At 53.5% G+C, this 26,989-nt stretch carries 22 protein-coding genes, 1 tRNA gene and 1 other annotated feature; of the genes, 14 read left to right on the plus strand and 9 right to left on the minus strand.

Annotated features, from left to right (window positions below; all coding sequences use genetic code 11):
• Window positions 1–271 precede the first annotated feature (271 nt).
• Window positions 272–640, minus strand: a complete 369-nt coding sequence (locus tag FRY98_RS09345) for a DUF423 domain-containing protein (protein ID WP_148451499.1) — start codon at window positions 638–640, stop codon at window positions 272–274.
• Between the two features lie 203 nt (window positions 641–843).
• On the opposite strand from FRY98_RS09345, the gene FRY98_RS09350 reads away from it, so the two are divergent.
• Both FRY98_RS09350 and FRY98_RS09355 read left to right on the plus strand, forming a co-directional pair.
• On the plus strand, window positions 844–1,530 hold the full coding sequence (locus FRY98_RS09350) for a hypothetical protein (RefSeq protein ID WP_338114595.1): 687 nt from the start codon (window positions 844–846) through the stop codon (window positions 1,528–1,530).
• 202 nt (window positions 1,531–1,732) lie between these two features.
• Window positions 1,733–1,984 carry a DUF1266 domain-containing protein gene (locus FRY98_RS09355; RefSeq protein WP_249043378.1) on the plus strand — a complete coding sequence of 84 codons (252 nt, stop codon included), beginning with the start codon at window positions 1,733–1,735 and terminating at the stop codon, window positions 1,982–1,984.
• 195 nt (window positions 1,985–2,179) lie between these two features.
• Here the strand turns inward: FRY98_RS09355 and FRY98_RS09360 are convergent.
• A tRNA-Pro gene (locus FRY98_RS09360) sits at window positions 2,180–2,253 on the minus strand.
• 161 nt (window positions 2,254–2,414) lie between these two features.
• Window positions 2,415–2,631: a binding site (T-box leader), on the plus strand.
• A gap of 84 nt (window positions 2,632–2,715) precedes the next feature.
• Between FRY98_RS09360 and leuS the strand changes: the two genes are divergently transcribed.
• Entirely contained in the window at window positions 2,716–5,157 is a 2,442-nt protein-coding gene (gene leuS / locus FRY98_RS09365; protein ID WP_148451501.1) for a leucine--tRNA ligase, read from the plus strand.
• On the opposite strand, the gene comER is transcribed toward leuS, so the two are convergent.
• Window positions 5,154–6,005: a late competence protein ComER gene (comER, locus tag FRY98_RS09370; RefSeq protein ID WP_148451502.1), complete on the minus strand. Its 852-nt coding sequence runs from the start codon at window positions 6,003–6,005 to the stop codon at window positions 5,154–5,156. The two genes, leuS and comER, sit on opposite strands and share 4 nt — an antisense overlap.
• 151 nt (window positions 6,006–6,156) lie before the next feature.
• Between comER and FRY98_RS09375 the strand changes: the two genes are divergently transcribed.
• The 6 genes from FRY98_RS09375 to holA all read left to right on the plus strand — a co-directional run bounded on the left by FRY98_RS09375 (window position 6,157) and on the right by holA (window position 13,369).
• On the plus strand, window positions 6,157–6,762 hold the full coding sequence (locus FRY98_RS09375; protein WP_249043379.1) for a ComEA family DNA-binding protein: 606 nt from the start codon (window positions 6,157–6,159) through the stop codon (window positions 6,760–6,762).
• A 20-nt stretch (window positions 6,763–6,782) separates the two neighbouring features.
• The gene (locus FRY98_RS09380) at window positions 6,783–7,301 is read left to right on the plus strand and encodes a deoxycytidylate deaminase (protein ID WP_148451503.1); all 519 of its coding nucleotides are present in this window, start codon (window positions 6,783–6,785) and stop codon (window positions 7,299–7,301) included.
• Between the two features lie 90 nt (window positions 7,302–7,391).
• Window positions 7,392–10,076: a ComEC/Rec2 family competence protein gene (locus FRY98_RS09385; RefSeq protein WP_249043380.1), complete on the plus strand. Its 2,685-nt coding sequence runs from the start codon at window positions 7,392–7,394 to the stop codon at window positions 10,074–10,076.
• 169 nt (window positions 10,077–10,245) lie between these two features.
• The gene (locus tag FRY98_RS09390; protein ID WP_148451504.1) at window positions 10,246–10,794 is read left to right on the plus strand and encodes an RNA polymerase sigma factor; all 549 of its coding nucleotides are present in this window, start codon (window positions 10,246–10,248) and stop codon (window positions 10,792–10,794) included.
• Window positions 10,791–12,011 carry a zf-HC2 domain-containing protein gene (locus FRY98_RS09395; RefSeq protein ID WP_148451505.1) on the plus strand — a complete coding sequence of 407 codons (1,221 nt, stop codon included), beginning with the start codon at window positions 10,791–10,793 and terminating at the stop codon, window positions 12,009–12,011. The genes FRY98_RS09390 and FRY98_RS09395 overlap by 4 nt, the downstream gene beginning before the upstream one ends.
• 332 nt (window positions 12,012–12,343) lie before the next feature.
• Window positions 12,344–13,369 (plus strand): DNA polymerase III subunit delta, encoded by a 1,026-nt coding sequence (holA, locus tag FRY98_RS09400; protein ID WP_148451506.1) that lies wholly within the window; start codon window positions 12,344–12,346, stop codon window positions 13,367–13,369.
• Window positions 13,370–13,494: 125 nt separating this feature from the next.
• Here the strand turns inward: holA and FRY98_RS09405 are convergent, their stop codons facing one another.
• Both FRY98_RS09405 and rpsT read right to left on the minus strand, forming a co-directional pair.
• Window positions 13,495–15,288, minus strand: coding sequence for a DUF5050 domain-containing protein (locus tag FRY98_RS09405; protein WP_170287069.1), 1,794 nt, complete (start codon window positions 15,286–15,288; stop codon window positions 13,495–13,497).
• Between the two features lie 154 nt (window positions 15,289–15,442).
• A complete protein-coding gene (gene rpsT / locus FRY98_RS09410; RefSeq protein ID WP_148451508.1) occupies window positions 15,443–15,715 on the minus strand; it encodes a 30S ribosomal protein S20 in 273 nt (90 codons plus the stop codon).
• A gap of 173 nt (window positions 15,716–15,888) precedes the next feature.
• Here rpsT and gpr point away from each other — a divergent pair, with 173 nt between their 5' ends.
• From gpr to FRY98_RS09430, 4 genes are all read left to right on the plus strand, one after another.
• Window positions 15,889–16,911, plus strand: coding sequence for a GPR endopeptidase (gene gpr / locus FRY98_RS09415; RefSeq protein ID WP_148451509.1), 1,023 nt, complete (start codon window positions 15,889–15,891; stop codon window positions 16,909–16,911).
• A 142-nt stretch (window positions 16,912–17,053) separates the two neighbouring features.
• Window positions 17,054–18,382 (plus strand): stage II sporulation protein P, encoded by a 1,329-nt coding sequence (locus FRY98_RS09420; RefSeq protein ID WP_148451510.1) that lies wholly within the window; start codon window positions 17,054–17,056, stop codon window positions 18,380–18,382.
• 20 nt (window positions 18,383–18,402) lie between these two features.
• The gene (locus FRY98_RS09425) at window positions 18,403–18,927 is read left to right on the plus strand and encodes a hypothetical protein (RefSeq protein ID WP_148451511.1); all 525 of its coding nucleotides are present in this window, start codon (window positions 18,403–18,405) and stop codon (window positions 18,925–18,927) included.
• Between the two features lie 105 nt (window positions 18,928–19,032).
• Window positions 19,033–20,094, plus strand: a complete 1,062-nt coding sequence (locus FRY98_RS09430) for a LacI family DNA-binding transcriptional regulator (protein ID WP_249043381.1) — start codon at window positions 19,033–19,035, stop codon at window positions 20,092–20,094.
• A gap of 653 nt (window positions 20,095–20,747) precedes the next feature.
• On the opposite strand, the gene FRY98_RS09435 is transcribed toward FRY98_RS09430, so the two are convergent.
• The 4 genes from FRY98_RS09435 to FRY98_RS09450 all read right to left on the minus strand — a co-directional run bounded on the left by FRY98_RS09435 (window position 20,748) and on the right by FRY98_RS09450 (window position 25,336).
• Entirely contained in the window at window positions 20,748–21,920 is a 1,173-nt protein-coding gene (locus FRY98_RS09435) for a glycoside hydrolase family 130 protein (protein WP_148451512.1), read from the minus strand.
• Window positions 21,921–21,963: 43 nt separating this feature from the next.
• Window positions 21,964–23,151 (minus strand): AGE family epimerase/isomerase, encoded by a 1,188-nt coding sequence (locus FRY98_RS09440; protein WP_148451513.1) that lies wholly within the window; start codon window positions 23,149–23,151, stop codon window positions 21,964–21,966.
• Window positions 23,152–23,165: 14 nt separating this feature from the next.
• Window positions 23,166–24,095: a glycoside hydrolase family 113 gene (locus tag FRY98_RS09445; protein ID WP_148452628.1), complete on the minus strand. Its 930-nt coding sequence runs from the start codon at window positions 24,093–24,095 to the stop codon at window positions 23,166–23,168.
• 227 nt (window positions 24,096–24,322) lie between these two features.
• A complete protein-coding gene (locus FRY98_RS09450; RefSeq protein ID WP_148451514.1) occupies window positions 24,323–25,336 on the minus strand; it encodes a LacI family DNA-binding transcriptional regulator in 1,014 nt (337 codons plus the stop codon).
• Between the two features lie 240 nt (window positions 25,337–25,576).
• Between FRY98_RS09450 and FRY98_RS09455 the strand changes: the two genes are divergently transcribed.
• Window positions 25,577–26,887 (plus strand): ABC transporter substrate-binding protein, encoded by a 1,311-nt coding sequence (locus tag FRY98_RS09455; protein WP_148451515.1) that lies wholly within the window; start codon window positions 25,577–25,579, stop codon window positions 26,885–26,887.
• The last annotated feature ends 102 nt before the right edge of the window (window positions 26,888–26,989 follow it).

Here is a 26,989-nt window from a genome sequence, read left to right on the forward strand (position 1 = left end):
GGAGGTCAATGGAGGCTAACGGAAATAATAGCGGCTATTTTGCGATAAATGGCGGTTTCGGAAATCTAACGGAAATAATAGCGGCTATTTGCGTCCTCCGCCCCTAAAAGGGCGGGGGTTTTACGAAATAGCGGCTACTATGTCCGTTAGAATTGTAAATCGGCCTAAAAGTGCGAAATAGGCGCTACTGCGTCCGTTAGAAATCCGGCGGCGGGGAGCGCGTTCTCAAACGGCCCCCGATCCTTTTTGACTGCTATTCTTCCCGCAGAGCCTACCCGCTTACAGCGGCGATGACTACGATCACCCAGCCTGCGAGGAAGCACAGGCCGCCCAGGGGCGTGATCGCGCCGAGTTTGCGGACTCCCGATATGCTCAAGGCGTACAGGCTGCCCGAGAATAGCACTATACCGATCAGAAGCAGCCATCCCGCCGTTATCAACCGGGAAGGATCGGCGCTTTGCCCCGCAAGGCTCCCCAGCAGCAGCAGCCCCAAACTATGGGCCAAATGATATTGGACACCGGTTTGATATGTTTTTGCCCGATCTCCCGTCAGCTTATGCTTCAATGCATGCGCGCCGAAAGCGCCAAGCGCCACGGCAAGGAACATCATGATTCCGCCGAGTGCGAGTAATGTATACATAACGTCGATCACCTCGCTACTATGTTACTCTACCCTGAGATAAAAGGGCAATCTTTCCGATATGCGTAAATAAACGCTATGCCGTAAACTTTGGCACTTTGAACGAGAGGTGTTCCGGATGTCGGAATTCTGCAGTTGCTAGACGCGTCTATTTTCTATTATTGAGGAGAGAGGGGGAAGAATCCTGTAGAAGCTGAGGCAATTTGATTCAGGTCTTGTCCGCCTCGACAACAGGGTTTCATAAAATGCCCATGTACAATTTCAAGGAACTTTTTGCAGCCAGAACTCATTGTATGATTTTTCAAGCTCAAGCAAGTCCGTGTACAGAAGAGAGTCATGGTTGGATTGGTGGAAAAGCACCCATGTTCTTTGACGATAAGACTGAAACGGTAAACAGGAACGGAATTAAGCATTATTTTTATTTAAGCTTGGTTCATCCTTTTCGGCCTGAACGCATGATTTCCGTTTTTATTCCAGAAGAATACGATGAGTATTTAGAGAACAATATTTATCCCAACTGTTCGATTCAAGTATTTGACCACCCCATCTCGAAAGAAAGTACGAGCGAAATCTATACGCATCCGGGGCTTATAAAGCATTCAATTATTGGTGGAGATCTGATGGGGGATAAGGACTCCGCGGAACAATCGTTTTTAATCAAACTTGGCGGGACTCCTGGGCTCATTCAGGATGAAAACTATTATTTTACGGGGCTGGCCGAAGATGGATTTGATTTTTTATTCCAAGTGGATGAGGATGGTTATCCTGATACCTTGCTTGACGGGAAATTTAGTTATCCTTTCTCTTTTGGTGCAATGTACGTGTTTGCCCAGATAATTAGTGATCGTGAATTTAGCAGTCCGGTCGCCGGGTTCTGGCAATATTCGTAACAAGCTGCTTGCTATAAAAATCCGCTCATTCATTTCTGATTAATGGTATAGGAGGTTGATTGTTGGAAGGGCCTAGGACCTCCCTGTTAAAAAAAGGATGGGTGAAACGCAAACGTGAAAATCTCACTTATCATTCTCGGCGTGATCAGAGGTCTGTTTGTACTGGTGGTTCTCGGCTTGATCTTGCGGCCAGCAAACGATTGTGACCAACACGCGGAAGGAGAACTCACGGCTGGAGAGCCATTACGGCCTGCCCGAGGAACACCGGCGCTTGCTTGCTTACGGGGCAGTGCTTGCCCTGTACCGCGTTGAATCTCCGCGCATCCTCCACCTCAAAGTCCCGCTGGATCAGCTTCGCGAGGGACTGGAGTCCGCTTGGGGAATCGCTGGCCGGGAAGACGCATTGAACACGCTGGAGTGGCTGCTTGAGGAAGGAGTTGCCATACATTCGTAATGAAGGCGAAGCCCCAGGCTTCGCCTTTTTGCATTGAATCACTGCTCTGCATGAACCATAGATGTAGTTTGTGACGAAAAAAGACAACTCTTACCGGGATCAAACATCCCTAAAGCAGTTGTCTTCTTCATATGCAAGGCGGCTTCGACCCAAACGCATCGTGCAGGGAGGAAGCCTTATATATAATTACAGAAATCGAGACGACAGGATTTGAACCTGCGACCTCTTGCTCCCGAAGCAAGCGCTCTACCAAGCTGAGCCACGTCTCGGCAACGAAAATGAAATGGTGGAAACATTAATAAATTATACTCTTTTCCAACAAACTGTAAAGGGGGTTTTTCATGTTTTTTACGGACCTTCGTTTCGTTGCGGCCCCATTGACGGCGGCGGTTTGGTTTTATATAATGGATGGTGATTTAACTGCAAAATGAATTAAACATTGAAGAGGAATATTAGTTTTCAATGCTGCCACCCCAGAGAGCCGGCGCTTGGTGAAAGCCGGATGGAGATTGAAGACGAACTCGCCTCGGAGTTATGATGCAAAACATCATCGTCTTACCCGCGTTAAGGGTGTAAAGGGAGCGAACGACAAAGCATGTCCGACGCTAACTAGGGTGGTACCACGGGAATTTCCTCTCGTCCCTAGCGATGATACGCTATGGATCGGGAGGTTTTTTTATATTCTGCACAGGATATATTTGACAATGAATGATTTTAGGGAGGATTACATTATGGCGGACAAAAACGTGCCACACGACGTTTACCAAGCCCAAAGCATCGAACCGAAATGGCAAGCTTACTGGGAGAACCATAAAACGTTTAAAACGAAAGAAGATGAGGGGAAACCGAAGTTTTACGCGTTGGATATGTTCCCTTACCCTTCCGGCGCGGGGCTGCATGTAGGCCATCCGGAAGGCTACACGGCTACGGATATCGTATCCCGCTTCAAGCGGATGCGCGGGTATAACGTGCTTCATCCGATGGGCTGGGATGCCTTCGGTCTGCCTGCGGAGCAGCACGCCCTGGATACCGGCGAGCACCCGCGGGATATCACGGTCAAGAATATCAACAACTTCCGGCGCCAGATCAAATCGCTCGGTTTCTCGTACGATTGGGACCGGGAGATCAGTACGACCGACCCGGAGTACTATAAATGGACGCAGTGGATTTTCATCCAGCTTTACAAGAAGGGCTTGGCTTACGTGGCCGAAGTTCCGGTGAACTGGTGTCCCGCCCTCGGAACGGTGTTGGCCAACGAGGAAGTCATCGACGGCAAGAGCGAGCGCGGCGGACATCCGGTCATCCGGAAGCCGATGCGCCAGTGGGTGTTGAAAATTACGGAGTATGCCGAGCGTTTGCTTGAGGATCTGGAAGAGCTGGATTGGTCCGAAAGCATCAAGGATATGCAGCGGAACTGGATCGGCAAATCCGAAGGTGCGGAAGTGGTATTCGCGATCGAGGGGCACGAGGACTCGCTTACCGTGTTTACGACGCGCCCGGACACCTTGTTCGGGGCCAGCTACGCGGTGCTTGCACCGGAGCATGAGCTGGTCAAAACGATTACGACGGACGCCCAGCGTGAAGCCGTGCAGGCCTATCAAGACCAAGCCGCGCGCAAGAGCGACCTGGAGCGTACCGATTTGGCGAAGGAGAAAACCGGCGTTTTCACCGGCGCTTATGCCGTAAATCCGGTAAGCGGGGCGAAGCTGCCGATCTGGATTGCGGATTACGTGCTTGCCGGTTACGGGACCGGTGCGATTATGGCCGTTCCGGGTCATGATGAACGCGACTACGAATTCGCCAAGCAGTTCGACCTGCCGATTATCGAAGTGGTGGAAGGCGGCGATTTGTCCAAAGAGGCATACGCCGGGGACGGACCGCATGTGAACTCCGACTTCCTCAACGGACTTCGCAACGAAGAGGCGATCAAGAAAATGATCGCTTGGCTCGAAGAGAACGGTAAGGGAAAAGGCAAAGTAACCTACCGTTTGCGCGATTGGCTGTTCAGCCGCCAGCGGTACTGGGGCGAGCCGATTCCGATTCTTCATCTGGAAGACGGCACGATGAAGCCGGTGCCGGAAGATCAGCTTCCGCTCGTTCTGCCGGATGTGGACGCGATCAAGCCGTCCGGTACCGGAGAGTCCCCGTTGGCCAATGTGACCGAATGGGTGAACACGACCGATCCGGAAACGGGGATGCCGGCGCGCCGGGAAACCAACACGATGCCGCAATGGGCGGGAAGCTGCTGGTACTACCTGCGGTATATCGATCCGCACAACGACAAGGAGCTTTGCTCCAAAGAGAAGCAGGAGCAATGGTTGCCGGTCGATCTGTATATCGGTGGAGCCGAGCACGCGGTTCTTCACTTGCTGTATGCGCGGTTCTGGCATAAAGTCCTCTACGATCTCGGCGTCGTGTCGACGAAAGAACCGTTCCACAAGCTGGTCAACCAAGGTATGATTCTCGGCACGAACAATGAGAAGATGAGCAAATCGCGCGGCAATGTCATCAATCCGGACGAAATTGTGAACGAGTACGGGGCGGATACGCTGCGGGTTTACGAAATGTTCATGGGACCCCTGGAGGCGACCAAGCCTTGGAACGCCAACGGCGTTGAAGGGACTCACCGCTTTTTGTCCCGCGTATGGCGCTTATTTGTGGGCGAGGACGGCGGTCTGAACGCGAAAATTGTGGACGGCGAAGGCAGCGACGAGTTCAAGCGGACCTGGCATAAGACGATCAAAAAGGTGACGGAAGATTTCGAAGCGTTGCGTTTCAACACGGCGATCAGCCAGTTGATGATTTTCGTCAATGAAGCCTATAAGACCGATATCGTTCCGAAAACGGCGGCGGAGAACTTCGTTCAGATGCTGTCCCCGCTGGCGCCGCATCTGGCGGAAGAATTGTGGGAGCGTCTCGGCCACAACGAGACGGTCACCTACGAACCGTGGCCGACTTATGACGAGGCTTGGACGGTGGACGCCGAAGTGGAAATCGTCGTCCAGGTCAACGGCAAAATCGTCGACCGGACGAAGATTTCGAAGGATCTGGACCAGGCGGCCATGCAGGAGCATGCCTTTGCCCTTCCGAACGTGAAGCAGGCGGTGGAAGGCAAGACGGTCCGCAAAGTGATCGCCGTGCCCGGCAAGCTGGTGAACATCGTCGTCGGCTAAGCTTCCTTGTCGGCGCCGCTACCCGGCTTCGCGCCGAACAGAAGGTCGAGCCGTCCAAGATCATCGTCGTACTTCCGGTGGGTCGCTTCGATGAGCTGTTTAAAAACACCCTGCAATCCGTTTTGCAGCACGGCGATACCCTCGGCGGTGACGCCACCCGGGACGGCGACGCGCCGCTGCAGCTCTTGAGGCGTAAAGCCACCCTCGGTCAACAGTTTGCCTGTGCCGTGCAGCATCTCGGCACCCAGCCTGACCGCCTCGTCGAGGGTTATTCCCGTGAGCTTCGCCGCCTCTTGCGCCCATTGCTGAAGGATAAAAGCGATGAAGGCGGGACCGCAGCTGGCGATGTCCGAGGCGATTCTCGTCTCGCTTTCCCGGATGGCTGTCGGCAGGCTGATCGAGGACATGAGCTGTTCCAGCAGCAGCCGGTCCTCGGGCAGGATGCGGCTGCCGTAAATGCAGAGCGAGGCTCCGGCCAGGGCAGAGTGCGTAATGCTGGGGATGATTTTAGCCACCTTGGAAGGGATGCGTCCTTCCAGCAGAGCAATCCCCACGGGACTTGTAATGGACACGACGATTTGCCCCTCGTTCAATACGTCCGTCAACTCTGTGACGACGGACGGATAATCGAGCGGTTTCACGCACAAAAAGACGATATGGCTCCCGTTTGCGGCTTCCGCATTACAATGGGTAATGCGAAGTCCGGGATGCCGTTTCGCCAGCAGCTCCGCTTTCGGCTTGGAGCGGTTGCTGGCGCAAATCTGATGCGGGTGCAGCGCACCGGAACGCAGGAAAGCTTCGATCAGCAAGCTTCCCATGGATCCTGTTCCGATGAAGGCCACTTTCATCCCGGTTCCCCCTTCCGTGCGCAACCATTTTTATGCACAACCTATTTATATATATGCACCTTGATGGGATCTTCATGACCATAACCTCGGCGTGAACATGATTCATATAAGAAACGGAAAGGTGTGTTTCGGGTTGAAGAGGGGATATGCTATGACGGCGGTCATATCGGCGGTGATCGGGGCGGGACTGATGTTCCTGGCGCTCGGACCGGGCCGTCCGTCCGGGATTGAAGGCTGGACGCCGTTAAACGAAAGCGTCGAAGCGGCGATCGCGAGCAGAACGCAGCTCTCGGTGAAAGCGGAGACGAGGTCGGCGAGAACGGAAGAGAAGGCCGAGGCGGCAGCCGGCAAGGACGACAAGGAAGCTTCCGGCCGTAGAGGTACGGATCAGCCGGATGCGGCCGTGAAGCCCGGCACAACGAAGCCGCCCGGATCGACAGACGGATTGGCGGCGGGTTCCCTACCGGGAAATGGCGCCGTTTCAAATCCGGGTAATCCGGTCGCGGCCGGAGGACCGGGCGCGGAAGCCAGATCCGAAACGGAACCGGAACCGCTTGTGCAAAACGGGCTGATCAGCATCAATACCGCCGGAACCGTCGAATTGCAGGAAATTCCCGGCATCGGCGAGAAGAAGGCGAAGGCGATCGTGGACTACAGGAATGAACACGGGCCGTTTAAGTTGGTGGATGAATTGACCAACGTCAAGGGAATCGGCGAGAAAATGCTGGAAAAAATGAGGCCTCATATCGGGCTGTAAGAACAGGAGTAATGGCAGGGATGATACCGGATCATCGTAAAGATTGGGATACGTATTTTATGGATATCGCTTATATGGTGTCAACGCGTTCCCAGTGCAGCCGCCGCCATGTCGGCGCTGTGCTGGTCCAAGGTAAAAAGCTGCTGGGCACCGCTTATAACGGAGCTCCGTCGGGCGTTCCCGATTGCTCCGAGGCCGGGTGCATGATTGCCGAGGAATATGAACTTACCATGGTGGACGGCAAGGAGTCCATGATCAAGAAGCAGCGCTGTGTCCGGACGATACACGCGGAACAGAATCTGCTGCTGTTTACGGACCGGATCGACCGCGAAGGCTCAAGCGTCTACGTAACGGACGAACCTTGCTGGACCTGCGCCAACATGCTGGCGAACAGCGGGATCACGGAAGTGGTGTTTCATCGTCCTTATCCGAAGGATTCGGGGAAAGTAACGGCGATGATGGGGCAGAAGGGAATCACGTTCCGGCGCCTAGAAACCTATGAGCCGCCGCGCGAAACCGCGGCCCAAATTGAAAATTGACGGACTTAATGGATGTAGGAAGAACCTCGTCTGCTTGAAAGCAGAGGGGTTCTTTTTTTACGGACATATATGAGAGAGACGGGAGCGAGGATGATGCATCGCAGACCTCTAGCGGCGTTCGCCTGCTGTTGGATTGCCGGAAACGGCCTATCCTATTGCGCCGACGGCTATATGTTTTGGCTTTTATGGAGCGGCTTGAGTTTGATCGTTCCGCTTCCGGCCGCTTTGGGACGGATATCTTGGAAACGAGGGGTAATGTTGTGGGCGGCTTTTTCGCTGGGGGCGGCTTATTGGGCTTACCATGATACCGGAAATGTCAGTGAGATCGGGGCAAGGTTCACGCAACACAGCGATAGTCAACTGACGGAGGAAGCGGAGGGCAGTGTGGAAGGAACCATTATATCCCCGGTCAAAGTGGATGGGGACCGCGCCGATTTCGTTCTGCGTCTTAGCAAATACGTCTGGTTGGGATCACCGGAAGGAAATTCGAATATGGATTCGCGGAATCTTTCGCAGGAATACATAAGCCGGGAAAAGGTGGCCGTTCAGGTTCGTTTGTCCTCGGTAAAGGAAGTTAAGCAGGCATTCGCTTGGAAGCGGGGGCAGAAACTCACCATGCGTGGGACGTTCGAACGGCCGGGCATCGCCCGGAATTTCGGCGGCTTTGATTACCGCAAATATTTGCGCAACCAGCGGATTCATTGGTTGTTTAAGGTGAAGGGCGCTTCGGGGATCAACTTCTTTCCCCCGGAACGTATCGGTGTGTCGGCCTGGCTGGGCAAGGTCGACGGACTACGGGAAGCGCTTGGCAAGCGGGTGGAACGATTGTTCCCGGGATGGCAGGCCGGCTATATGCAGGGGCTGATCATCGGCCTCGAGGATGAACTCGAGCCCGAGAAGTACGACCAGTTTACCAATCTGGGTCTCACCCATATTCTGGCGATTTCGGGGAGCCATGTCGCCATTAACGTAGGACTTATCTTCGGGTTGCTCCGCTTATGCCGCGTTAGCCGCGAAACTTCGCTGCTGGTGGTGATGGGGTTTGTTCCGGCCTATGTGCTGTTAACCGGCTTTTCCCCGTCCGTCATCCGCTCGGGAGTCATGACCCTGCTGGGCCTCTATCTGTTGAAAAAGCGTCTTGTCAAGGATGGCATAAACGTGCTGTCAGCCGCGGCGCTGCTGATGCTGATGTGGGAGCCGTATTTTTTATTGAACGTCAGCTTTCAGTTGTCCTTTGCCGTCACGGCGGGACTGATGCTGTTTGTGCCGTTGTTGACCCCTCATCTCCGTTGGCTTCCCGAGCGGATCAGGGGAGCCGTCGCCATCACCGTGGCGGCTCAGCTCGTTTCTTTTCCGCTCACCATTTATTACTTCAATCAGTTTTCTCTGCTCTCTTTGGCGGCCAATCTGCTTATCCTTCCGCTGGTCAGCCTTGTGGCTCTGCCGCTCGGCACCGTCGCCTTGCTGATCAGCGGGGTATGGCTCCGCTTGGGACAGGGGCTGGCCTATCCGGTGCGTTTCGTTAATTCATTGACGTTTGTAGCCGCGGAATGGCTGGATGGGCGAAGCGGTTTTATGACTTTCTGGAAATCGCCCTCCTTGGCATGGATCGCTATTTTCTATATTGTGACTTACTGGCTTTTAAAGAGAAATGCTTCGGAAATTCGGAGGGATGGTCCGTTTGCGGCCGCCGCCGAGACATCAGATCTGCAAGATACGGCTCCGCTTCCGTTAAAAACGGGGGCAGCCCACCCGGCCGCTCCGATATTATGGAACCACTCCCGAAACCGTCATTGGATAAGAGCGGGTTTTAACGGCTGTCTTGCACTCGGCCTTCTTGTGCTGCTTGTCTTCGGGTATCAACCGGATTATAAGCCGGGGACCGGCTATATTGAGTTTATCGATGTAGGGCAAGGGGACTGCGCTCTGATCACGACACCCGGCGGCTCACATATTCTTGTGGACGGCGGGGGCACCGTATCTTTTCGTAAACCGCAGGAGGCATGGCGAGACCGGAGGGTACCGTTTGAAGTCGGTGCCAAAACCGTGGTTCCTTTATTGAAGAAGCGAGGGGTCCACCGGCTGGACGCCATCATTTTGACGCATGGGGACCAGGATCATATCGGCGGGCTGCAAGCGATCGTTGACCAATTTCCGGTGGCGGCGCTCGTCACGAACGGTTCTCTTGCGGAATCCGCGACCATGACCAAGCTGATGAAAACGGCGCTCTCGAAAGAAATTCCGATATACGCCGCTTATAGAGGAATGAGGCTTACGCCCGACGCCCGCACGACTCTCGAATTTTTGTCGCCTCCTGCGGATTGGGATTCGCCGGAAGCGGCGGGTATCCCTTACGTAAAAAACCAGAATCGGCGATCGGTGGTGTTTCGGCTGAGGCTGGACGGCAAGTCTTTTATGTTTACCGGGGATATGGATGTGGCGGCTGAGCGGGAGCTGTTGGAGAACGAGGAACAGGTGGTCGGAGAAGATCCTGTCGATGTGTTGAAAGTGGCGCATCACGGCAGCAAAACCTCGACCTCGGCCGAATGGCTTCAGGAGGTCCGGCCCGCCGCCTCCGTCATTTCCGTCGGGGCTACCAATACCTACGGACATCCCAATGGGGACGTACTCAAGCGGCTTACGGAGGGAGGAGGCTCGATTTACCGGACGGATCGGATGGGCGAGGTTCAGATGGTGATCAGCAAAGGGGAAATTTGGATAAGGACAAAGATCGGCGCCCCGGTTCTCCATCATAAATTATTAAAGTTGAATTAAGGATGGCGCGGATGACGCGTCCCCTTTTTTTTGGTATTCTTAGGTGAGGTTAATGAAGAAACTTAGCTATCATACTTATTTCCTAAATTAAAATCAAAAAATAGTAACATAATTGCAACATCTTGAAGGGCGATCACGTCTGTAATGTTGCAAGGAAGGGGGAGCCTTAGTGGTAGAGCAGGGACTCATCAGAGCCGCTCAAACGGGCGATCGCGACGCTCTAATCACCCTATTGCGAGAAATAGAAACTCACGTTTACAGGACAGCCTATTATATTTTGAATAATGAGCAGGATGCACTGGACGCGGCCCAGGAGGCGCTGATCCGGATTTATACCAAAATCGATTCTTATGAGGAAAAAGCCCAGTTCAAAACCTGGGTGCAGCGGATTGTGACCAATATCTGCATCGATAAATTCCGCAGGAAGAAGCCAACCGTTTCCATTGAAGAACATGAACTGGTTTTCCAGGGAAAAGAAAGCGTGGAACGCGAGGTAATGAGCGGATACCTTGCGCAGGATATCCGTGAAGCGATCGACCGTTTGCCTGAACATCACCGGACGGTCGTAGTTTTGAGATACTTGCAGGATTTTTCTTATAACGAAATTGCGGATAGCCTGAATTTGCCGCTGAATACGGTGAAATCCTATTTATTCAGGGCGAGGCAGCAGCTTCAACACTTACTCCAAGATTATCAGAAAGGTGGTGTATCGGGATGAATTGCTCGGAGGCGGTGGAATGGATGCATCGTTATATTGATCATGATCTGGACGAAGAACAAAGTTCAGTTCTGTTTGAACATCTGGAGGGCTGCGCTGAATGTTCGGAGAATTTTGCGCTGCTGCGGGAGATTTCCGCCAAGCTGGAAGATCTCCCTAAAGTGACCCCTCCCTTTAGTCTGGTCGACTCGATTCTGCCTCGGTTGGATGAGATCGACCGAGCGCGCCGGGAAGGCGGCGCCGCGTTTGAGGCTCTTCCCGCTACCATGGTCTCCGGGGAAATAGCGAGCGAGCTCAGCCGGAATGATCGTCACCGGCAGTCCGGTCCGCGGCGCGGGCGAGTCTACCGTGCGGGTGCTCTGGGCGTGGCCGCTGCCGCCATATTGGGGTTGTTCATTTACCAATATGAACCTCAGCATGTGCCGGAAGCCGAAATGGCTTCCCGAGCCGCTCAGGATCGAAGCGGGGAAGAGACCGCTTCGACCATGAATGACTCCGGAGACGCATTACACGACGCGGGGGGGAGCGCGCCTGCGGATCAGAAGGGCGATGGGGCCGGTAATGAGCCGCAGGCAGACAGCGGCGCACCTGTGTCGGAAGCAAAACCCCCTTCTCCCGAAACTTCGGCTCCTCCTTCAAGGGAAGCGAAAGACGCCGATTCAGGGCGGAGAGGAAAGGATGCGGCTCCTTCCGAAGAGACAGGGGATGCGAAGGCGCCCAAGAAGGAAGCCCTTGCCCCTCCGGCAGGAACTAAGAGCGGGGACACATCGGGCGGAGTGAAATCCGGCCATGCCGGGAACAGCCAGCCCGCGGGCAAACGGGGAGCGGCGGACGGAGAAGGTGAAGCGGTCAATCCCGATGAGGGTACAGCCAACTCGATGATGGAGCTTCTTCCCCCGAAATCCGCGCTGGAAGATCAGGGCCAGATGTACGGGATCACCGCGGCCCCGTCGGTGTCGGAATGGACCTCTCCGGACGGGAGCTATACGGCGGAGTTTCGGGACAGCCGCTTGTATGTTTACCAGAACGCTGACGGAGAACGGAAGCTTCTCGTCGAACAGCCCGTAGACGGGAGCTTGTTGGGCGGAGAATGGTCAGCGGACGGCCAAACGTTTACCTACGAGACGGAAAAAGACGGGGCTTCGTCCTCGCATCAGATCGAGCCGTCCCCACAGGAGCCTGCAACGGACAACGGTTCGAGCGGAAACCAGCAATAGCGGCTGAATTCAAGAGAGATATAATTTTGACAAAATCCGTAATTCGCCTTTTTATCGGATAGTCACCTTTTCGGGAGATATGGAATAGGTTATATAGATAGTAGAGAGCAAGATGAAGTGCCCCTGATCGTCGTATGACCGCCGGCGGGAAAGTTTCTAGAGCTTTTCCGCCCGCGTTTATATAGATGCTCCGGGACAAAGGGACCTTTCGCCGCGTGCAGAGGTCCCTTTGTTGCCTTTTGCGGCCCGCTTGGACGAATCGGGATTTTCACAGTATCATTAGTAGAGAAGAACATGAATATGTCATGTCCGAAGTAAGGGAGTTGCACCGAATGGATATCAAAGCAGCGATCAAGCAATTAAAGCAGGGGCAGGTCTCCCCGCTATATTTATGCTACGGTACGGAGAAATACCAGATCCAAGAGTTTATCGCTCTTTTGGAAGAACAAGTGGTGGACCGCGAGCAGCGCGATTTTTCGCTCGCTGCGTTCGATCTGGCGGAAACCCCCATCGAAGCGGTGGTGGAGGAAGCGGAAACGTTGCCTTTCCTGGTGGAGCGCAAGCTGATCGTCGTCCGTGATTCCGCCCTGTTTACCGCGGCGGCCAAGGAAGGCGGGAAGGTTGAACATCGAGTCGAAGCTTTGCTGGATTACATGAATAATCCGGCCGAGCACAGTGTCATCGTCTTCGTGGTTCATCATGAGAAGCTGGATGAGCGGAAAAAAATCGTTAAAGCCATAAAAACGGCGGGGACCGTGCTTTCGTTTGCTCCGTTGGGCGGGAATGAACTGACGCAATGGGTTGTGCGCGAGGTGGAGAAGCGCGGCAGCCGCATCGGCCGGGATGCCGCCGAGGCGCTGATTGCCGCCTGCGGCGTACAGATGTCGGCGCTGTCGGTTGAGGTGGACAAGCTCTGCTTGTATGCCGGAGCGAACGGCATGATCGATACGGCCGCCGTGGACCAACTGGTGGCCCGCACCACCGAGCAGAACGTATTCGCGATGGTCGAGCATATCGCCGGCCTTAAATTGGAACGGGCGCTGGGCATTTTCTACGAACTGCTCAAGCAGCGCGAGGAACCGATCAAAATCGCCGCGCTGATCGCCAGGCAGTTCCGGATCATGCTGCAAGTGAAAGATCTGGCGCGTCAAAGCTATTCCCAGCAGCAAATCGCCTCCCAATTGGGACTGCACCCCTATGCGGTTAAAATCGCCGGGGAGCAGGCTCGAAAGTTCGAGCAGGCCCGTTTGAAGCAAATCCTTGCCGATTTGGCGCAGCTCGATTATCAGATGAAAAGCGGAGGCATCGATAAGGTGCTGGGGCTGGAGCTGTTTCTACTGAAGTTGGGCACAGCATAGCACTAGCGTTGCATTAACCCGGGGGGCAATAGCTGTGGCAGCATAGCATCCTTAGCACCTTCAAATTGCGCAGAAAGACCGGGCGTGAAGTTACCGAAATAACTTCACGCCCGGTCTTTCGCTTCTTACTTCGCCGTATAGACCCCTTCCTTATACTCCAGGGTATATACGATTCCTTTATCGGCCCCCAGAGTCCAACTCACGTTGTCCCGAACCAGGGGGACGTTACGACCGTTTCGATCCACCTTATAAACTCCCGGTTTATAGCCCCTGGCTACATAATAGACGTCGGAGCCGCCGTCCACATGGTAGGAAGCGGTGATTTGATCGCTTAGCTGAACCTCCTTGGCGAGTTTGATATCGTATCGGTAAAGAACGCCCATTTCCGAAGGCGCACTGCCATCGTTCACCAAGTAATAAATAAATCCGTCATGGAACGATACTTGGAAGACGGCCTTTTTCGATAGGACCTCACGGTTTTCTCCGTTCAGATCGGTTTGAACCAAAAATCCGGTTTGAGCATCGATAAAGTAAATACGGTCATCCTTCACCCAAAAGTTTCTGGCGGGAGAGGTCAGCTTAACTTGAGTTTGGTCCGCCAGAGAGATTTTATAAACGGCGCTTTGGTCTTTGGCATCCTCTTCCTTGTAACCCAACACATACAGGTATCCGTCTTTAAGGTGAAGCGTCCCATCGGACGAATAACCGACGCCTCCGCCGTCGCTGATGGTTCGGTGAATCCCGTAAGTAAAACCGGGTTTGCCCAAGGGAACTTCTTGCCCTGTCGCCATATCCATTCGATAGAGGTTATTCGTTGGATCGCTCATGAACTTAAAGTCCGTGTAATAAATAGCTTTGCCGGACTTCACGAATTGAATGAGGCTCTTGGCGCCGAGGACTTCCTTTAATGAACCTTTTTCCACTCTGTATAAGGTATCGGAGCCGATCGTGTTATCCCCGGTATGCAGGTTTACGTACAGTTCGCCATCGATAAGCCGAATGTCGCTTAGCCAGCCATCCGACGGATTCCACGAGCCGAGCGAGCTGACTTTGCGAAATTGGTTTTTGATGAAGCTGTAAGCATAGAGCTCCGTGGAGTCTTTTACAACGGAAACGAAATAAAGTTCGTCTCCGAGAGTCTTCGTGAAGCTGAACGAAGGATTTCCCGGCACAGCCACTTTTTTCGCCTTCTGACCGTCCGCCTTTCTGTACAGCTCATCCGTGATTTTGTTGTTGTCGTAGCTTCTTTTGTAATAATAAATAGAGCTTCCGTTTTTCGCGATCGGCGTGAGGGTTTTCTCGTAATCGACAGGCTTGCGGGAATCGGCCAGCTCCGCTTTGACCGCATCCTTGATGGACAGCGTCCGGGCATGCTTCACGTCCAGCGGGGTGTCGCCGATCAAAATCAAGCCGTCCAGCCAGTTGATTTGCTTCTCGAGCGCCACGGCGGCATCGCGCAGCGGAAGGACGACCCGGCCGTTTATTTTTTGCGGCGGAACTTCCAATTCCACCGGTTTTTTGTTGACCAGCATCGTCTTGCTGTTGACTGTGAACTTGATGGATCTCCCCTTTGCGGAGTTGTTGATCAGCACGACGTCCGGCGTTTTCGGGTTCCAGACGACGTCCCACGTTCCTTCACCCGGCTTCACGGATTGACTGGCGAGATATCCCATCAGACGAATGGGAACGAGTACCCTCCCTTTTCTTTGCACCACTTCGTACTTTTCATACATCGTGGCTTTATACCCGTAAATAAACACTTTTCCTTGATAATTGAAGGGGAAGATCACGGTTTGATAAAAGATGTCTTCCAGTGGTTTGCTGCCGCTTTCGTTTTCGCCCTCGGCATAGGCCGAGAAACCTCCGGTTCCCGCAACCAGGCATATGGCCAGTAGCCATGCGACAAATTGCTTTTTCATAAATATCCCCTCTCTGCTTAAACCAAAATTTACCTCATGATCCATAGACGCTTTCAGGAAGCGGAAAGTTTCGGCGTTTGGCGGCGCATACATCAAAAAGACCTGAACGATATCGTTCAGGTCTCTTCGAGCTTAAGTTTATAAATAGCGACGCTTACGCTTGGGACGTAAGGGCGTTCAATTTTTTAGCCAAGCGGGATTTCTTACGGGCAGCTGCATTCTTGTGGATCAAACCTTTAGTCACGGCTTTGTCCAATTTTTTGGTTGCAGCGGCGAAAGCAGCTTTAGCTGTTTCCACTTCGTTGTTCGCCAGAGCGGTATCGGCTGCTTTAACAACCGTACGCAAAGCGGACTTTTGCGAAGCGTTCAGAGCGCGGCGCTTGTCGCTGGTTTTCACACGTTTGATTGCGGATTTAATGTTAGGCATTGCATTCACCTCCTGTAAAGCATATATCAACCCAGATGATTCACAACTTAAAATATTTTATCATGCGCCTCGGTAAAATGCAATCTATTCCTTAAAACAAAACCCGCTCGTGCATAATCGCTTTCTTACTCCCGCAAACTACAGGTAATCGAGGAAAAGGAGGTCTTCATTTTATGAATTTGGATTTGCGAGATTACTCCGTTCGAACCGACCTGGCCGTAGAGTCGAAGGAAATGGCGGAGACGGTATACGGCGGCCCGGTACCTGGTTTGAACGAACAGACCGAGGAGCAGGACGGCATCCGAATAACCCGTCTTGATATAACGAACGAAGCGGCGGCCCGGCGGGTCGGAAAGATGATCGGCCATTATATTACGCTGGAAGTTCCGGCCCTGCGCGGCCAGGATACCGAACTGCAGGAGCGCGTGGCCGCGGCGTTTGCCCGGGAGTTCGACCATTTTCTGTCCAAAATCCATATCGGAAACAAAGCCAAAGTGCTGATCGTCGGACTTGGCAACTGGAATGTTACGCCGGACGCGCTCGGCCCCTTGGTCGTGGAAAACGTGCTGGTGACGCGCCACTTTTTTGAACTGACGCCGGATCGGGTGGCCCCGGGATACCGGGACGTGAGCGCCGTCGCTCCCGGTGTGCTGGGGATAACCGGAATCGAGTCGAGTGAAATCGTGCAGGGGATCGTCGACCGGACCAAACCGGACTTGATCATCGCCATCGACGCCCTCGCTTCCCGGTCGCTGGAGCGGGTAAATACGACGATCCAGATCGCGGATATCGGCATTCATCCGGGATCGGGGATCGGCAACAAGCGCCGGGGAATCACCCGGGAAATCCTCGGCGTGCCGTGTATCGCGATCGGCGTACCTACGGTCTGCTACGCCTCAACGATCGTCAACAATGCGTTCGATCTCATGAAGACGCATTTTAGTCAGGAGATCGGCAGCGCAGCGGGCCAGCAGGGGCAGACGCGGCAGATCATGGGACTGCTCTCGGAATTGAGCGAGAACGAACGCCTTGGCTTGGTGAAAGAAGTGCTTGAGCCGCTCGGCCATGATCTGATCGTAACGCCGAAAGAAATCGATGAGTTCATCGAGGATATCGCCAACGTGATCGCCAGCGGGCTGAATATCGCCCTGCATGAGGCGGTGAATCCCGACAACGTGGCCGCGTACACGCATTAGCCTCTCCCCTTCTATGAAGTTCGCAATCTAGCGGACTTCTTTTTTTGTGAGAATTCCAGGTTCTAACCCCCCCGCTAGGTTCATAGATTTGGAATATACAAGATCGAGCCAAAGGGAGACCGGCTGGAGGAGGAAAGACAAGATGAAATTCAGAGCCTGGAATATCGGGAAAATGAAGAGAAACCTGCTGCATGTGCTGGCGATGGGCCAAACCTTTTTGCTGCTGTCGGTGCTGTCGGTCGTATTTTTTATTTTGCTTGGAACGTTGGGAATCGCGGAAAAGAACTTGAACAACTCGCCCGTTTCATCCATGAAGGGGCTGGCCGCGTCGCTCTCGAGCCGCTTCTTTATCGATATGGTCGGTATGGAACTGCCTCACTCGGCCAACAAGGATCAGCCGCCCGCCATTTCCGGGAAGGAGATGTCCCGGTTCGTGTTCCAACTGCTGACCGACGTCAACCCGGGCGATCCCAAAAGCCTGGTCGCCCGCGAGGTACCGGGGCTTGGGAAGGGCGGTCCCATCCTGCTGCGCACCGGTTCGGGCAATACGACGGTGCAGGCGCCGGAGGATTACCGGCCGGGAACAGGGGAAGCCCAGGGAAGTACGCCTGACGGCGGCGGTAAAGAAACGGCTCCGGGGAAGCAGCCGCCGGCGGAGACTCCAGGGAAGGGGACATCCGGTTCAAAGGGCACGGCATCCGGAAACGGCGGACCCGGCCAAGATGGAGGACAGCCGATCAAACCGGGTTACAAGAACATCGTGATGATCTATCATTCCCACCCGCAGGAAGCCTACAACCCCCTTCTCGGTGCAAACGGAACCAATCCGAGTTCAACGGACAAGAACAAGAACGTCGGCTTGGTCGGCACCTTTCTGGCCAAGGAGTTGGAGCGAAAAGGCGTGGCCACGCTGCACTCTTTTGAGAACTACGCCGCCACCGTCAGTAATTACAATTACAATTATTCATATAAATATTCCAGGGAGACCGTCAAAACGGCTATGGCGCAAAACGGGCAACTGCAGTATTTCATCGATATTCACCGGGATTCGCAGCGCCATGCCAAGACTACGACGACGATCGACGGCAAAAAATACGCCCAGGTCTATTTCATTATCGGACACGCCAACGCGAATTGGAGAAAGAACGAGGCTTTTGCCAGTATGATCCACGACCGGCTGGAGCAGAATTACCCCGGCATCTCCCGAGGGATCTGGGGGAAGACGAGTTCTCAAGGCAACGGTGAGTATAACCAGTCCCTATCTCCGCAGAGCATTCTGATTGAGGTGGGGGGGATCGACAACTCGGCTGAGGAGTTGGAGCGGACATCCCGAGTGCTGGCCGGCATCATTGCCGATCTTTACTGGGAAAGCCAGGAAGTCAAAAAAGCCGGCGCCGTGGCCAAAGCGGAGAATCCGAAGAATCCGGAAAAGGCGAATAACGCGGCTTCTCCGGTGAACAAGAAGTCCTGAGGGGCGGAGGGATGAGGTTCATGGGTAAACCGTTAAAAAGAGGATTGCTGTACGGCGTTTTGCTGATCGCCGGGGTCACATTGGGCATGCAGATGGCGGAACCGGAGCCCCAGGCGAACGGATGGAGCCCGAACGGAGGAATTCCCGCCGGCAGCGGGACCATACAGCCTGGAGCCGCAGGCGCCCAGGGGACATGGTCTCCAACCTCCGGTTATAGCGGAAATGTTCAAGCTCCGGGTTACGGCTACGGCTATCCCGGCGCCGACGGCAGCGGATATAGCGGATATATCGGAACAGGGGCTGGAGCGGCGACAGGAGCGTTCCCCGGACCCGGCGGGACCGGTTCGGCCGTGCCTAGCCCCGGAGGCGCCCAGGGAGCACCGCAGGGGAACGGCGTTCTCCAGACGCCGGCCGATCTGCTGCTCCCGGCGCCTGAAGCCCCGGCTGTGGACCGCTTTGCGGATAAAGCGGCCCACCTGCTTCAGCAGGTTTCGCGCAAAAGCATTCACTGGTTTGCTTCATGGTTCGGGCCTTCCCCGGAATAAATTCGGAGAAACCTGTCGAATTCCATTTATCCCCGGCACCTCGTTTGTTATAATGTGATGAGGTATATGGTTCAAACAGATATGGTGTCCGGGGGTATTTTGAAGTTGAAAAAGATTACGATGCAGCAAATCGCCGATCATCTGGGCGTATCCAAATTTGTCGTTTCCAAAGCGCTGTCGGGAAAAGGCGGGGTGAATGAAGCTACCAAAAACCGGGTGATTCAGGCGGCGTCGCAGTTGGGCTATTTCGCGCAGAAGAATGCCTATATCAAAAATCAAACCGTCGCGCAGCAGACTGCGCCTTCACCGGGAAAGCAATCGGTCATCGTGCTGATGCCGAATATCCGGTTTCAGACCAAGGACTCGCTCTATTGGGGAAAAATCCTGGAGGGGATTTCCGCGGAGTTGGAAAGCCGGGGATTCGGCATGGTGATCGTATCGGATTCCCGGGTGGACCAGTTTATGCATGTGCTCAATCCGGGCGGTATTTTGGGGATGATCGGGGTCGGCCAGATCGACTCCGCCTTGTTGCTTGAGGTGCACCGGCTCGGCATTCCGATGGTGCTGGTCGATCATGAGGACGCGCTGATCCCGACGGATACCATTTTCGCCAATAATGGAGACAGCATGATGCGGGTATGCAACCATTTGATCGGGCTGGGGCATACCCGGCTTCATTTTATCGGCAACATCGCGTTTTCCCGCAGCTTTCGCGACAGATGGCTCGGTTTCCGCGAGGCCATGGAGGAGAACGGGCTGAAGGCGCCGGACTCGGATGATCCGATGCTGCTGCTCGCCGGCGTGGATACCGGAGAATTTACGGAAACCTTCAAGGAATGGCTGACGGCCCGGCAAAAATCCAAGCAGTTGCCGACGGCACTCGTCTGCGCCAACGATTCGATCGCGATTCGGGTAGAGCAGGTGTTGAGGGAGACGGGAATCGAGGTGCCGGGCGGCATGACGGTGACGGGCTTCGATAACATCGACGACGCCTTCCGCAGCGATCCGCCGCTGACCACGGTTCATGTGCCGAAGGAAGCGATGGGGCGCAGAGCCGTAAGAAAGCTGCTCGAACGCATCGAGCAGCCCGAGCATGCGCTGGAGAAGGTGCTGATCTCCGCGGAGCTGGTTTACCGCGATTCCACAGCCGCGCCGTCGGACGGTTGAAGGTAAGGAAGAAAGGGCTGTTCCCCGCAGTGATCTGCCAGGAACAGCCCTTTTGTTTGGGGGTTAGCCAGTTGAACTCGCGAAGCGTGCGAAACAAAAACCTGCTATGTCGGTGGTGTAGTGCTGCTTATAGTAACAAACCAACCCGATGGGGTCGTTATCATAGGGGTGTTCAAGCTACTATGTTGTATACCGAAAGGAAAAGGTGGCTTGATGGCTAATCGAAGTGATATGTCACATCCAAAGAGGCGCCTAGTGTGCTTCCAAGCTTCCAACGCCAAAAAGATGCAAATCTGCAGGTATTTAAGCGGATTCCCGAGGGAATGCGAAAAAAGATGCAAATCTGCAGGCATTTCCAGCGATTTTAGAGAAACGAGCCGGTTTCGTCAAAAATTCCTGCAGATTTGCACGAATTTTGAAATTTTGGGCCCCGAACAAGAAAAAAGCTTGCAGATATGCAGGAATTTTAAGTTATCAAGGTTGTTTGAAGGGGTACTGGTAATCATCGCACCCCTTCAGGGGGGGGCAAAAGCGGAAAACGGCATAGTAGCCTGAACGTAGTGAAAGCCAGCGCCTTTAGACGCTAGCCGGTAATAAATGCTTATAGCCTTAAAGCAAACCACCCGTTCACACGGGTGGTTTGAATTCATGGACTAAACGAGGGAGAGGTTGCGGTCGATCAGCGCGATCCGCTGCTCCACGCAAGCGTAGGAGCGCATGGCGTCTTCCGGCGTGTTCATGACGTAATCCAGCAGCCGGTCCACCGTAGTTGTAGCGACATGGATGCGGGTATCGGAGGAAGCGTAGTAGATAAACACCTCGCCGCGATCCGTCGCGATGACGCCGTTGCAGAACACGACGTTGGATACGTCGCCGACCCGCTCTTCGCCTTCCGGAGCGATTAGATGCCCACCCGGGCGATGCGTGACCTCGTAAGGTTTCTCCAGGTCCGACAGGAAAGCATAAAGCACATATCTGAGCCCGGCCGCCGTATTGCGGACCCCGTGGGCGATGTGGAGCCATCCCCGGTCCGTCTTGATCGGAGCCGGTCCCTGGCCGTTTTTGACTTCCTTGATCGTATGATAATAGCGCTCATCGATAATGATTTCTTTGTCGATCACGGCGTTCTCGATCGATTCGGACAGCCCCCAGCCGATGCCGCCGCCGGAGCCGGTATCGATAAATCCGTCTTGCGGCCGCGTATAGAAGGCGTATTTGCCCTCGACAAACTCGGGGTGCAGCACGACGTTCCGCTGCTGCGGCGAGCCGGTCTTCAGATCGGCCAACCGCTCCCACGTCACGAGATCCTTGGTGCGGGCGATCCCGCACTGGGCGATGGCGCTGGACAGATCGCCGCGCGGGGCGTCGGGGTCTTTGCGTTCGGTGCAGAAGAGACCGTAAATCCAGCCGTCTTCATGCTGGACGAGGCGCATGTCATACACGTTCGTATCCGGCTCATCCGTCTCCGGCAGCACGACAGGGCGGTCCCAGAAGCGGAACCCGTCCACGCCGTTGTCGCTCTCCGCCACGGCGAAGAAGGATTTCCGGTCGACCCCCTCGACGCGGGCGACCAGATAGAATTTGCCGTTCAGTTGAATCGCCCCGGGATTGAACACCCCGTTAACGCCGAGGCGTTCGGAGAAATAAGGGTTCGTCTCCGGGTTGAAATCGTACTTCCAGATCAGCGGCGCGTGCTCCGCCGTAAGTACCGGATACTTGTAGCGCTCGTATACTCCGTTGCCGTAGGGGATACGTTCATTTTTGCGCTGGATCAGGTTTTCGTAGCGTTCGGTCAACAGTTTCTTTCTTTCTTCGAAAATACTCATATTATTCCCTCCAATAGGATTCATAAATTGAACTGCTCGGGGTCTAGGGCAAGCGCTCCAGCATTTCCATGCAGGCGCGGCCGTTGTGGTAAGGGCATTTCCAAGGGCTGACTTTCGGCTCGTTCGGGAGCGGACGACCGTCCGGATCGACGCCCCAGTGCCATTCGCCGCCCTTGTGATCCACGATATAATTCCGGATAAACTCCCAAGACTTGTGGGCGGCCTGTTGGAATTTATCGTCCTTCGTCATTTGGTAGGCGTTGTAAAATCCGACCATCGCTTCGGCTTGCGGCCACCAATCTTTGTTCGCATCGGTCAACCCTCCGGCATCCGCCTCGTTCCAGATTCCGCCGTCCTTGTCGACGCCTTTGGCATGTACGGCTTCCGCCATGGCCGCCGCCACGTTCTTGACGCGTCCCAGCACCTCCGCATCGCCCAACACTTCCGCCGCTTCGACAAGCAGCCAACTGCCCTCGATGTCGTGGCCATAGGAAATATGGTCGCTCTTGACCCGCCACGCTTCATCGAAGAACAGCCAGAAATGGGCGCCTTCGGGATTGATGATGTGATCGAGGGTCACCTCGATCAGCCCGCGCAAGCTGCTGTCGAGCTCGGGGGATTTCCAGATCCGGTACAGATTGGTGTACGCCTCCAGAACATGAAGGTGAGTATTCATGGACTTTTTCTCATTCAAGTCCTTGTCGCTAAGGCTGAGTTCCTCGGTCGGCTGCCAATCGCGGGCGAGAGCTTCGAAATACCCCTTATACTCGTGGTCGTAGCTGTGTTTTTCGAGCAGACGGTACAGCTCGATGGCCCAATCCAGCGCTTCCTGATTGCCGTTTGCGCGATAGTATTCGGCTAATGCGTAGATGGCGAAGGCCTGGCCGTAAACCTGCTTCTTATCCTGCGACGGCCGACCCAAGTAATCGACCATCCAATAAAGCCCGCCGTACTCCCGGTCCACAAAATGATTTCGCAAATAATCATAGGCCCGTTCGGCCATTTCAAGATAAGCGGGGTCGCGATACAGGCGGTAAGCGGAGGAATACGTCCACAAAATCCGGGCGTTGAGTACAAGTCCTTTGTCCGCTTGAGGGTTTGCCCGGAGCTGATGGTCGATCTCCCCGATAAATCCGCCGTGTACCGTGTCAACAGTGTTATTGATCCAATAGAGTAAAATGTTGTCCTGCAGTTCCAGGCGGAGCTGATCCTTCCAATTTTGGGCATCCATAATGGACTTACCTCCTATGCTTTGGTTTCCGCGAGCTTGGCGGCATAAGCGTCTTTAATCACCTCCGCGGCCTCTTTGCCGTAGACGCTATAGCCATCATCGGCCGCGGCCGCCTCGCGAGGATACAGCTTGGCGGGCCAATCCCAGAGCATAAAGCCGCCCACCCAGTCGCGTTCCCCGCATTTTTGAAACATCGTGCGGTAATAATCCGCCTGTTCGCCATGGTGCACATCGCCCCGGAGCGTCCAATCGTTTGGAATTGCGGAAGAGCCTGCGCGGCTCGGACATCCGGCTTCCATGAACAAGAAGGGCTTCCCGAACCGCTTTACAACGCTTTCAATGCGATCCAGTTGGCGATCCCAGTCATCGATCGGGTAGTATCCGCTGGAACTGATGAGATCCAGATCATCCCACCATGTCACATTGTCTTCTTGATATTTGTCGCAGTTGTAGGTAATCGGCCCGCTATAGATCTTTCTTACATCGGAAATGAGCTTCCGCCATTCGCTCTCCCGTCGGTCGGTCTGAACCATTTCACAGCCGATGCAGAACATGTCGCATCCGGTTTCCTCGGCGATTTTTGCATAGTGGAGTATAAATTTTCCGTAGGAAGCAAACCAATCCGACCATTTCGGTTCGCAGGGAACATCTTTATCGAAAAAATTGATATGCGCGCGCCACGTCCCGTCAGCACAGTTTACGATCGGTTTCAGACAAACTTGAAGGCCAAGGGACTTGGCTTTCCGGATCGCCCAGCGGACTTCCTCATCGGTCACGGTCGGCTCTTCCCAAAACGGGATTTCGGTGGAAAAAGCGGTGGCCTGAAAGGCGCAGAAGGCGATGGCCGTCCAATTGGCCCCGGTCGCTTCGACCATCGTTTCCATGGAATAACCGGCCGCCTCGTTGGCCCAGGAACCTCTTTCTCCCATAAACCCCCAGGTCATTCCGGCAGCAAACGGTTTACCTAAATTCAAATCATTCACCTCGTTGTTTGGTAAAATATAATTTTGTTATTATTTTGTTATCGAATATAATAACAAATTTGCTACCTAGTTTTAAATATAAGTCGAAACAGAATCGCTTTCAATACTTTATTTTTGCGATTTTTTGAAGTCCTGCCGGATATAACAAAAAAACCGCCGTTAGCACCAGGCGGTTTGTTCAATAAGATTTAATTATTTTCAATCCGTTTGACGGAATCTCTGTAAATGATTTTTCCCTGAACCAACACCCTTCCGCTGCGACGGTTCGGACTTGAAATTTGCTCCATAATCGCCTTTACGGCGGTCCGGGCCATTTGGGCGATGTCCACTTCCACGGTCGTAAGCGGGGGATTGGTCAAAGTGGCGTATATATCGTTATCGAATCCAACCACTGAACAATCGTTCGGCACTTTATAACCTTGGGCGGTGAGGCGTTCGAAGAGATTATAAGCAACCTGATCGCAGTTGCAGACAAAGGCGGTAGGCATCTTGTCGGGCAGTTCGATATCCACGTATACCCCTTTTTGATCGCGATCTTTCAGAAGCAGCCGCTCCTCAAAAGTAAGGCCGTGTTCGAGGAGGGATTTGTAATAGCCAAGGAAGCGATCCTGAATACTGCTGGTCGAATAAATATTCCCGACGTAGGCGATTTCCCGGTGGCCCATTTGTATCAGATAGTTCGTGATTTCATAGGCTCCGTAAAAATTATCCGTAACGATGGAATCAATGTTCGCGTGCTCATCGTAAAAATCAAGGAACAGCTTGGGCAGGGCCATATTTTGCACGGTCTCGATATAAGGCTTGCCGATTTGCCCGAGAATAATAATACCGTCTACCTTGTTCTCGCTGTATACCCGCGGAAAGTTCAACTGCTCCTCATCTTCGCTGCTTAATATATTCAGAATGCCAAAGTACCCGTAGCGGTCCAGATGGATGGCGATTTGCTGATACACTCTCAGATAAAAAGAGTCGTTGATTCCCGTAAACCGCTGGGGGATCATGACGCCAATATTGTAGGAGTAGCCATCCTTGATCGACTTGGCTGCAGAATTAAAACGATATCCCATTTCGCTGGCGACCGTTCGGATCTTCTGCTTTAAACTCTCGCTGACGCCTTCTTTATTATTAAGCGCTTTGGATACGGTTACACTGCTGACTCCCAATTTATCAGCGATATCTTTCATGGTAATGTTGCTTCTCATTTAATTATATTCACCGTCCTATCAAACTTATCCGGAATCAGCGCCAAACACTAAAGTTAGTATACCTTTATAACTTAAAAATAAAAAGGGCGTTAATGGAATAAGGTAATTAATAAAGTCAAGGCAACTTAACAATAAAGTTAATATAAATTAATAGATTGACTAGTAAACGCTTTAAATATAGAATATGAAAATAGCTTATCGATAACTTAATTTATTAACTGAAAGGGGTATATGTTCGTGAGTAAAAACAAAGCGCTTATGGGGTTTCTGGCATTATTGCTTGTGTTAACGACACTGGCCGGCTGCTCCAAAAGCGGCAACGGCAACGAAAACGCAGATCAAGCGGGGGGCGGTTCGACCGGAGAGATTACAGTCATTACGCAAAGAACAGATATTGTGGACTCGGTATTTAAGGAATATGCCGCCGAATTCAACAAAGAGCATCCCGACATCAAAGTAAACTTCCAGGCGCTGGCCGATTATGAAGGCCAAATTACCGTACGCATGAACTCCGATGATTACGGGGATGTGCTGCTGATCCCAACCAGCATTCCGCTTGTCGATACGCCGGAGTTCTTTGAGCCCCTTGGCGATTTGGCCGAATTGAAAAAGCAATACATCGGGCTGGATGAGCGGGCAATCGACGGAAAAGCTTACGGAATACCGGTCGCTGTCAATTTTTCCGGGGTGTTGTACAACAAAAAAGTGTTTGCGGATGCCGGCGTGACGACCGCTCCGAAAACGCCGGCGGAATTTATCGCTGCTTTGAAAGCGATTAAAGCCAAGGGAGACGCCATTCCGCTTTACACCAACTACGCTGACGGATGGCCGCTGACGCAGTGGGAATCCGTGCTGACTACGGTGGCCGGCAGCGTGGATTACGTCAATGTGGATCAGCCGAACACGGACGACAATTTCGTTCCCGGCAAACCTCACTACGAGCTGTACAAAGTGCTCTACGATGCGGCAAAAGAAGGACTCATCGAACCGGATCCTACGACCACGAACTGGGAAGCCTCCAAAGCGGATTTGGCCAACGGAAAAATCGGCGCGATGGTTGTCGGCTCCTGGGCGATCGGACAAGTCCAGGCTTTGGCTCCGAATAAGGAGGACATCGCCTACATGCCGTTCCCGACCAACGCCAGCGAAGTGATCATGCCGTTGGCCGGCGACTACAACATCGGGATAAACAAGTACAGCAAAAACAAAGAAGCGGCCCGGGCATGGATCGATTGGTTCCTTAACAAATCCGATTACGCTACTGTACAGGCCGGCGGGATGAGTCCCGTGGTGGGTGCTCCGCTTCCTGAAACGTTAAAAGCATTCGAAGGAACCGCGGTTAAATTCGAAATGCAATCCCCGGCCAAAGAAGGCCAAGAGGGGCTCGTCGACAAAATCGACAAGGATGCCGAAATCGGTTTGTGGCAGCCTGAATTCAAAAAACGGATCATCGAAGCGGGCATAGGCAACCTGAAGGAGTCTTATGACGACATTATGAGAGACCTTAATGAAGCATGGGTGAAATCCCGCGCGAAATTAACGAAATAATACGCGAGAACGTTTTTTTACACCGGAAAAACCGGGGAGGCCTGCCTTCGCACGCTTCCCCGCTTAACTTTCACAGATAGATAAAAAGAGAGCGATACAGCA

The organism is Paenibacillus faecis (assembly GCF_008084145.1).
In the GTDB taxonomy this organism is placed as follows: Bacteria; Bacillota; Bacilli; order Paenibacillales; family Paenibacillaceae; genus Fontibacillus; species Fontibacillus faecis.

What these genes read in the sequence shown, in the direction of transcription:
- FRY98_RS09395 (WP_148451505.1), top strand. Translation starts at nt 10,791, where the DNA reads ATGAATTGCTCGGAGGCGGTGGAATGGATGCATCGTTATATTGATCAT.
- holA (WP_148451506.1), top strand. Translation starts at nt 12,344, where the DNA reads ATGGATATCAAAGCAGCGATCAAGCAATTAAAGCAGGGGCAGGTCTCC.
- rpsT (WP_148451508.1), bottom strand. Translation starts at nt 15,715, where the DNA reads ATGCCTAACATTAAATCCGCAATCAAACGTGTGAAAACCAGCGACAAG.
- FRY98_RS09385 (WP_249043380.1), top strand. Translation starts at nt 7,392, where the DNA reads ATGATGCATCGCAGACCTCTAGCGGCGTTCGCCTGCTGTTGGATTGCC.
- FRY98_RS09345 (WP_148451499.1), bottom strand. Translation starts at nt 640, where the DNA reads ATGTATACATTACTCGCACTCGGCGGAATCATGATGTTCCTTGCCGTG.
- FRY98_RS09405 (WP_170287069.1), bottom strand. Translation starts at nt 15,288, where the DNA reads ATGAAAAAGCAATTTGTCGCATGGCTACTGGCCATATGCCTGGTTGCG.
- FRY98_RS09380 (WP_148451503.1), top strand. Translation starts at nt 6,783, where the DNA reads ATGATACCGGATCATCGTAAAGATTGGGATACGTATTTTATGGATATC.
- FRY98_RS09435 (WP_148451512.1), bottom strand. Translation starts at nt 21,920, where the DNA reads ATGAGTATTTTCGAAGAAAGAAAGAAACTGTTGACCGAACGCTACGAA.
- FRY98_RS09425 (WP_148451511.1), top strand. Translation starts at nt 18,403, where the DNA reads ATGGGTAAACCGTTAAAAAGAGGATTGCTGTACGGCGTTTTGCTGATC.
- FRY98_RS09375 (WP_249043379.1), top strand. Translation starts at nt 6,157, where the DNA reads ATGACGGCGGTCATATCGGCGGTGATCGGGGCGGGACTGATGTTCCTG.
- leuS (WP_148451501.1), top strand. Translation starts at nt 2,716, where the DNA reads ATGGCGGACAAAAACGTGCCACACGACGTTTACCAAGCCCAAAGCATC.
- FRY98_RS09445 (WP_148452628.1), bottom strand. Translation starts at nt 24,095, where the DNA reads ATGACCTGGGGGTTTATGGGAGAAAGAGGTTCCTGGGCCAACGAGGCG.
- FRY98_RS09450 (WP_148451514.1), bottom strand. Translation starts at nt 25,336, where the DNA reads ATGAGAAGCAACATTACCATGAAAGATATCGCTGATAAATTGGGAGTC.
- gpr (WP_148451509.1), top strand. Translation starts at nt 15,889, where the DNA reads ATGAATTTGGATTTGCGAGATTACTCCGTTCGAACCGACCTGGCCGTA.
- FRY98_RS09420 (WP_148451510.1), top strand. Translation starts at nt 17,054, where the DNA reads ATGAAATTCAGAGCCTGGAATATCGGGAAAATGAAGAGAAACCTGCTG.
- FRY98_RS09440 (WP_148451513.1), bottom strand. Translation starts at nt 23,151, where the DNA reads ATGGATGCCCAAAATTGGAAGGATCAGCTCCGCCTGGAACTGCAGGAC.
- comER (WP_148451502.1), bottom strand. Translation starts at nt 6,005, where the DNA reads ATGAAAGTGGCCTTCATCGGAACAGGATCCATGGGAAGCTTGCTGATC.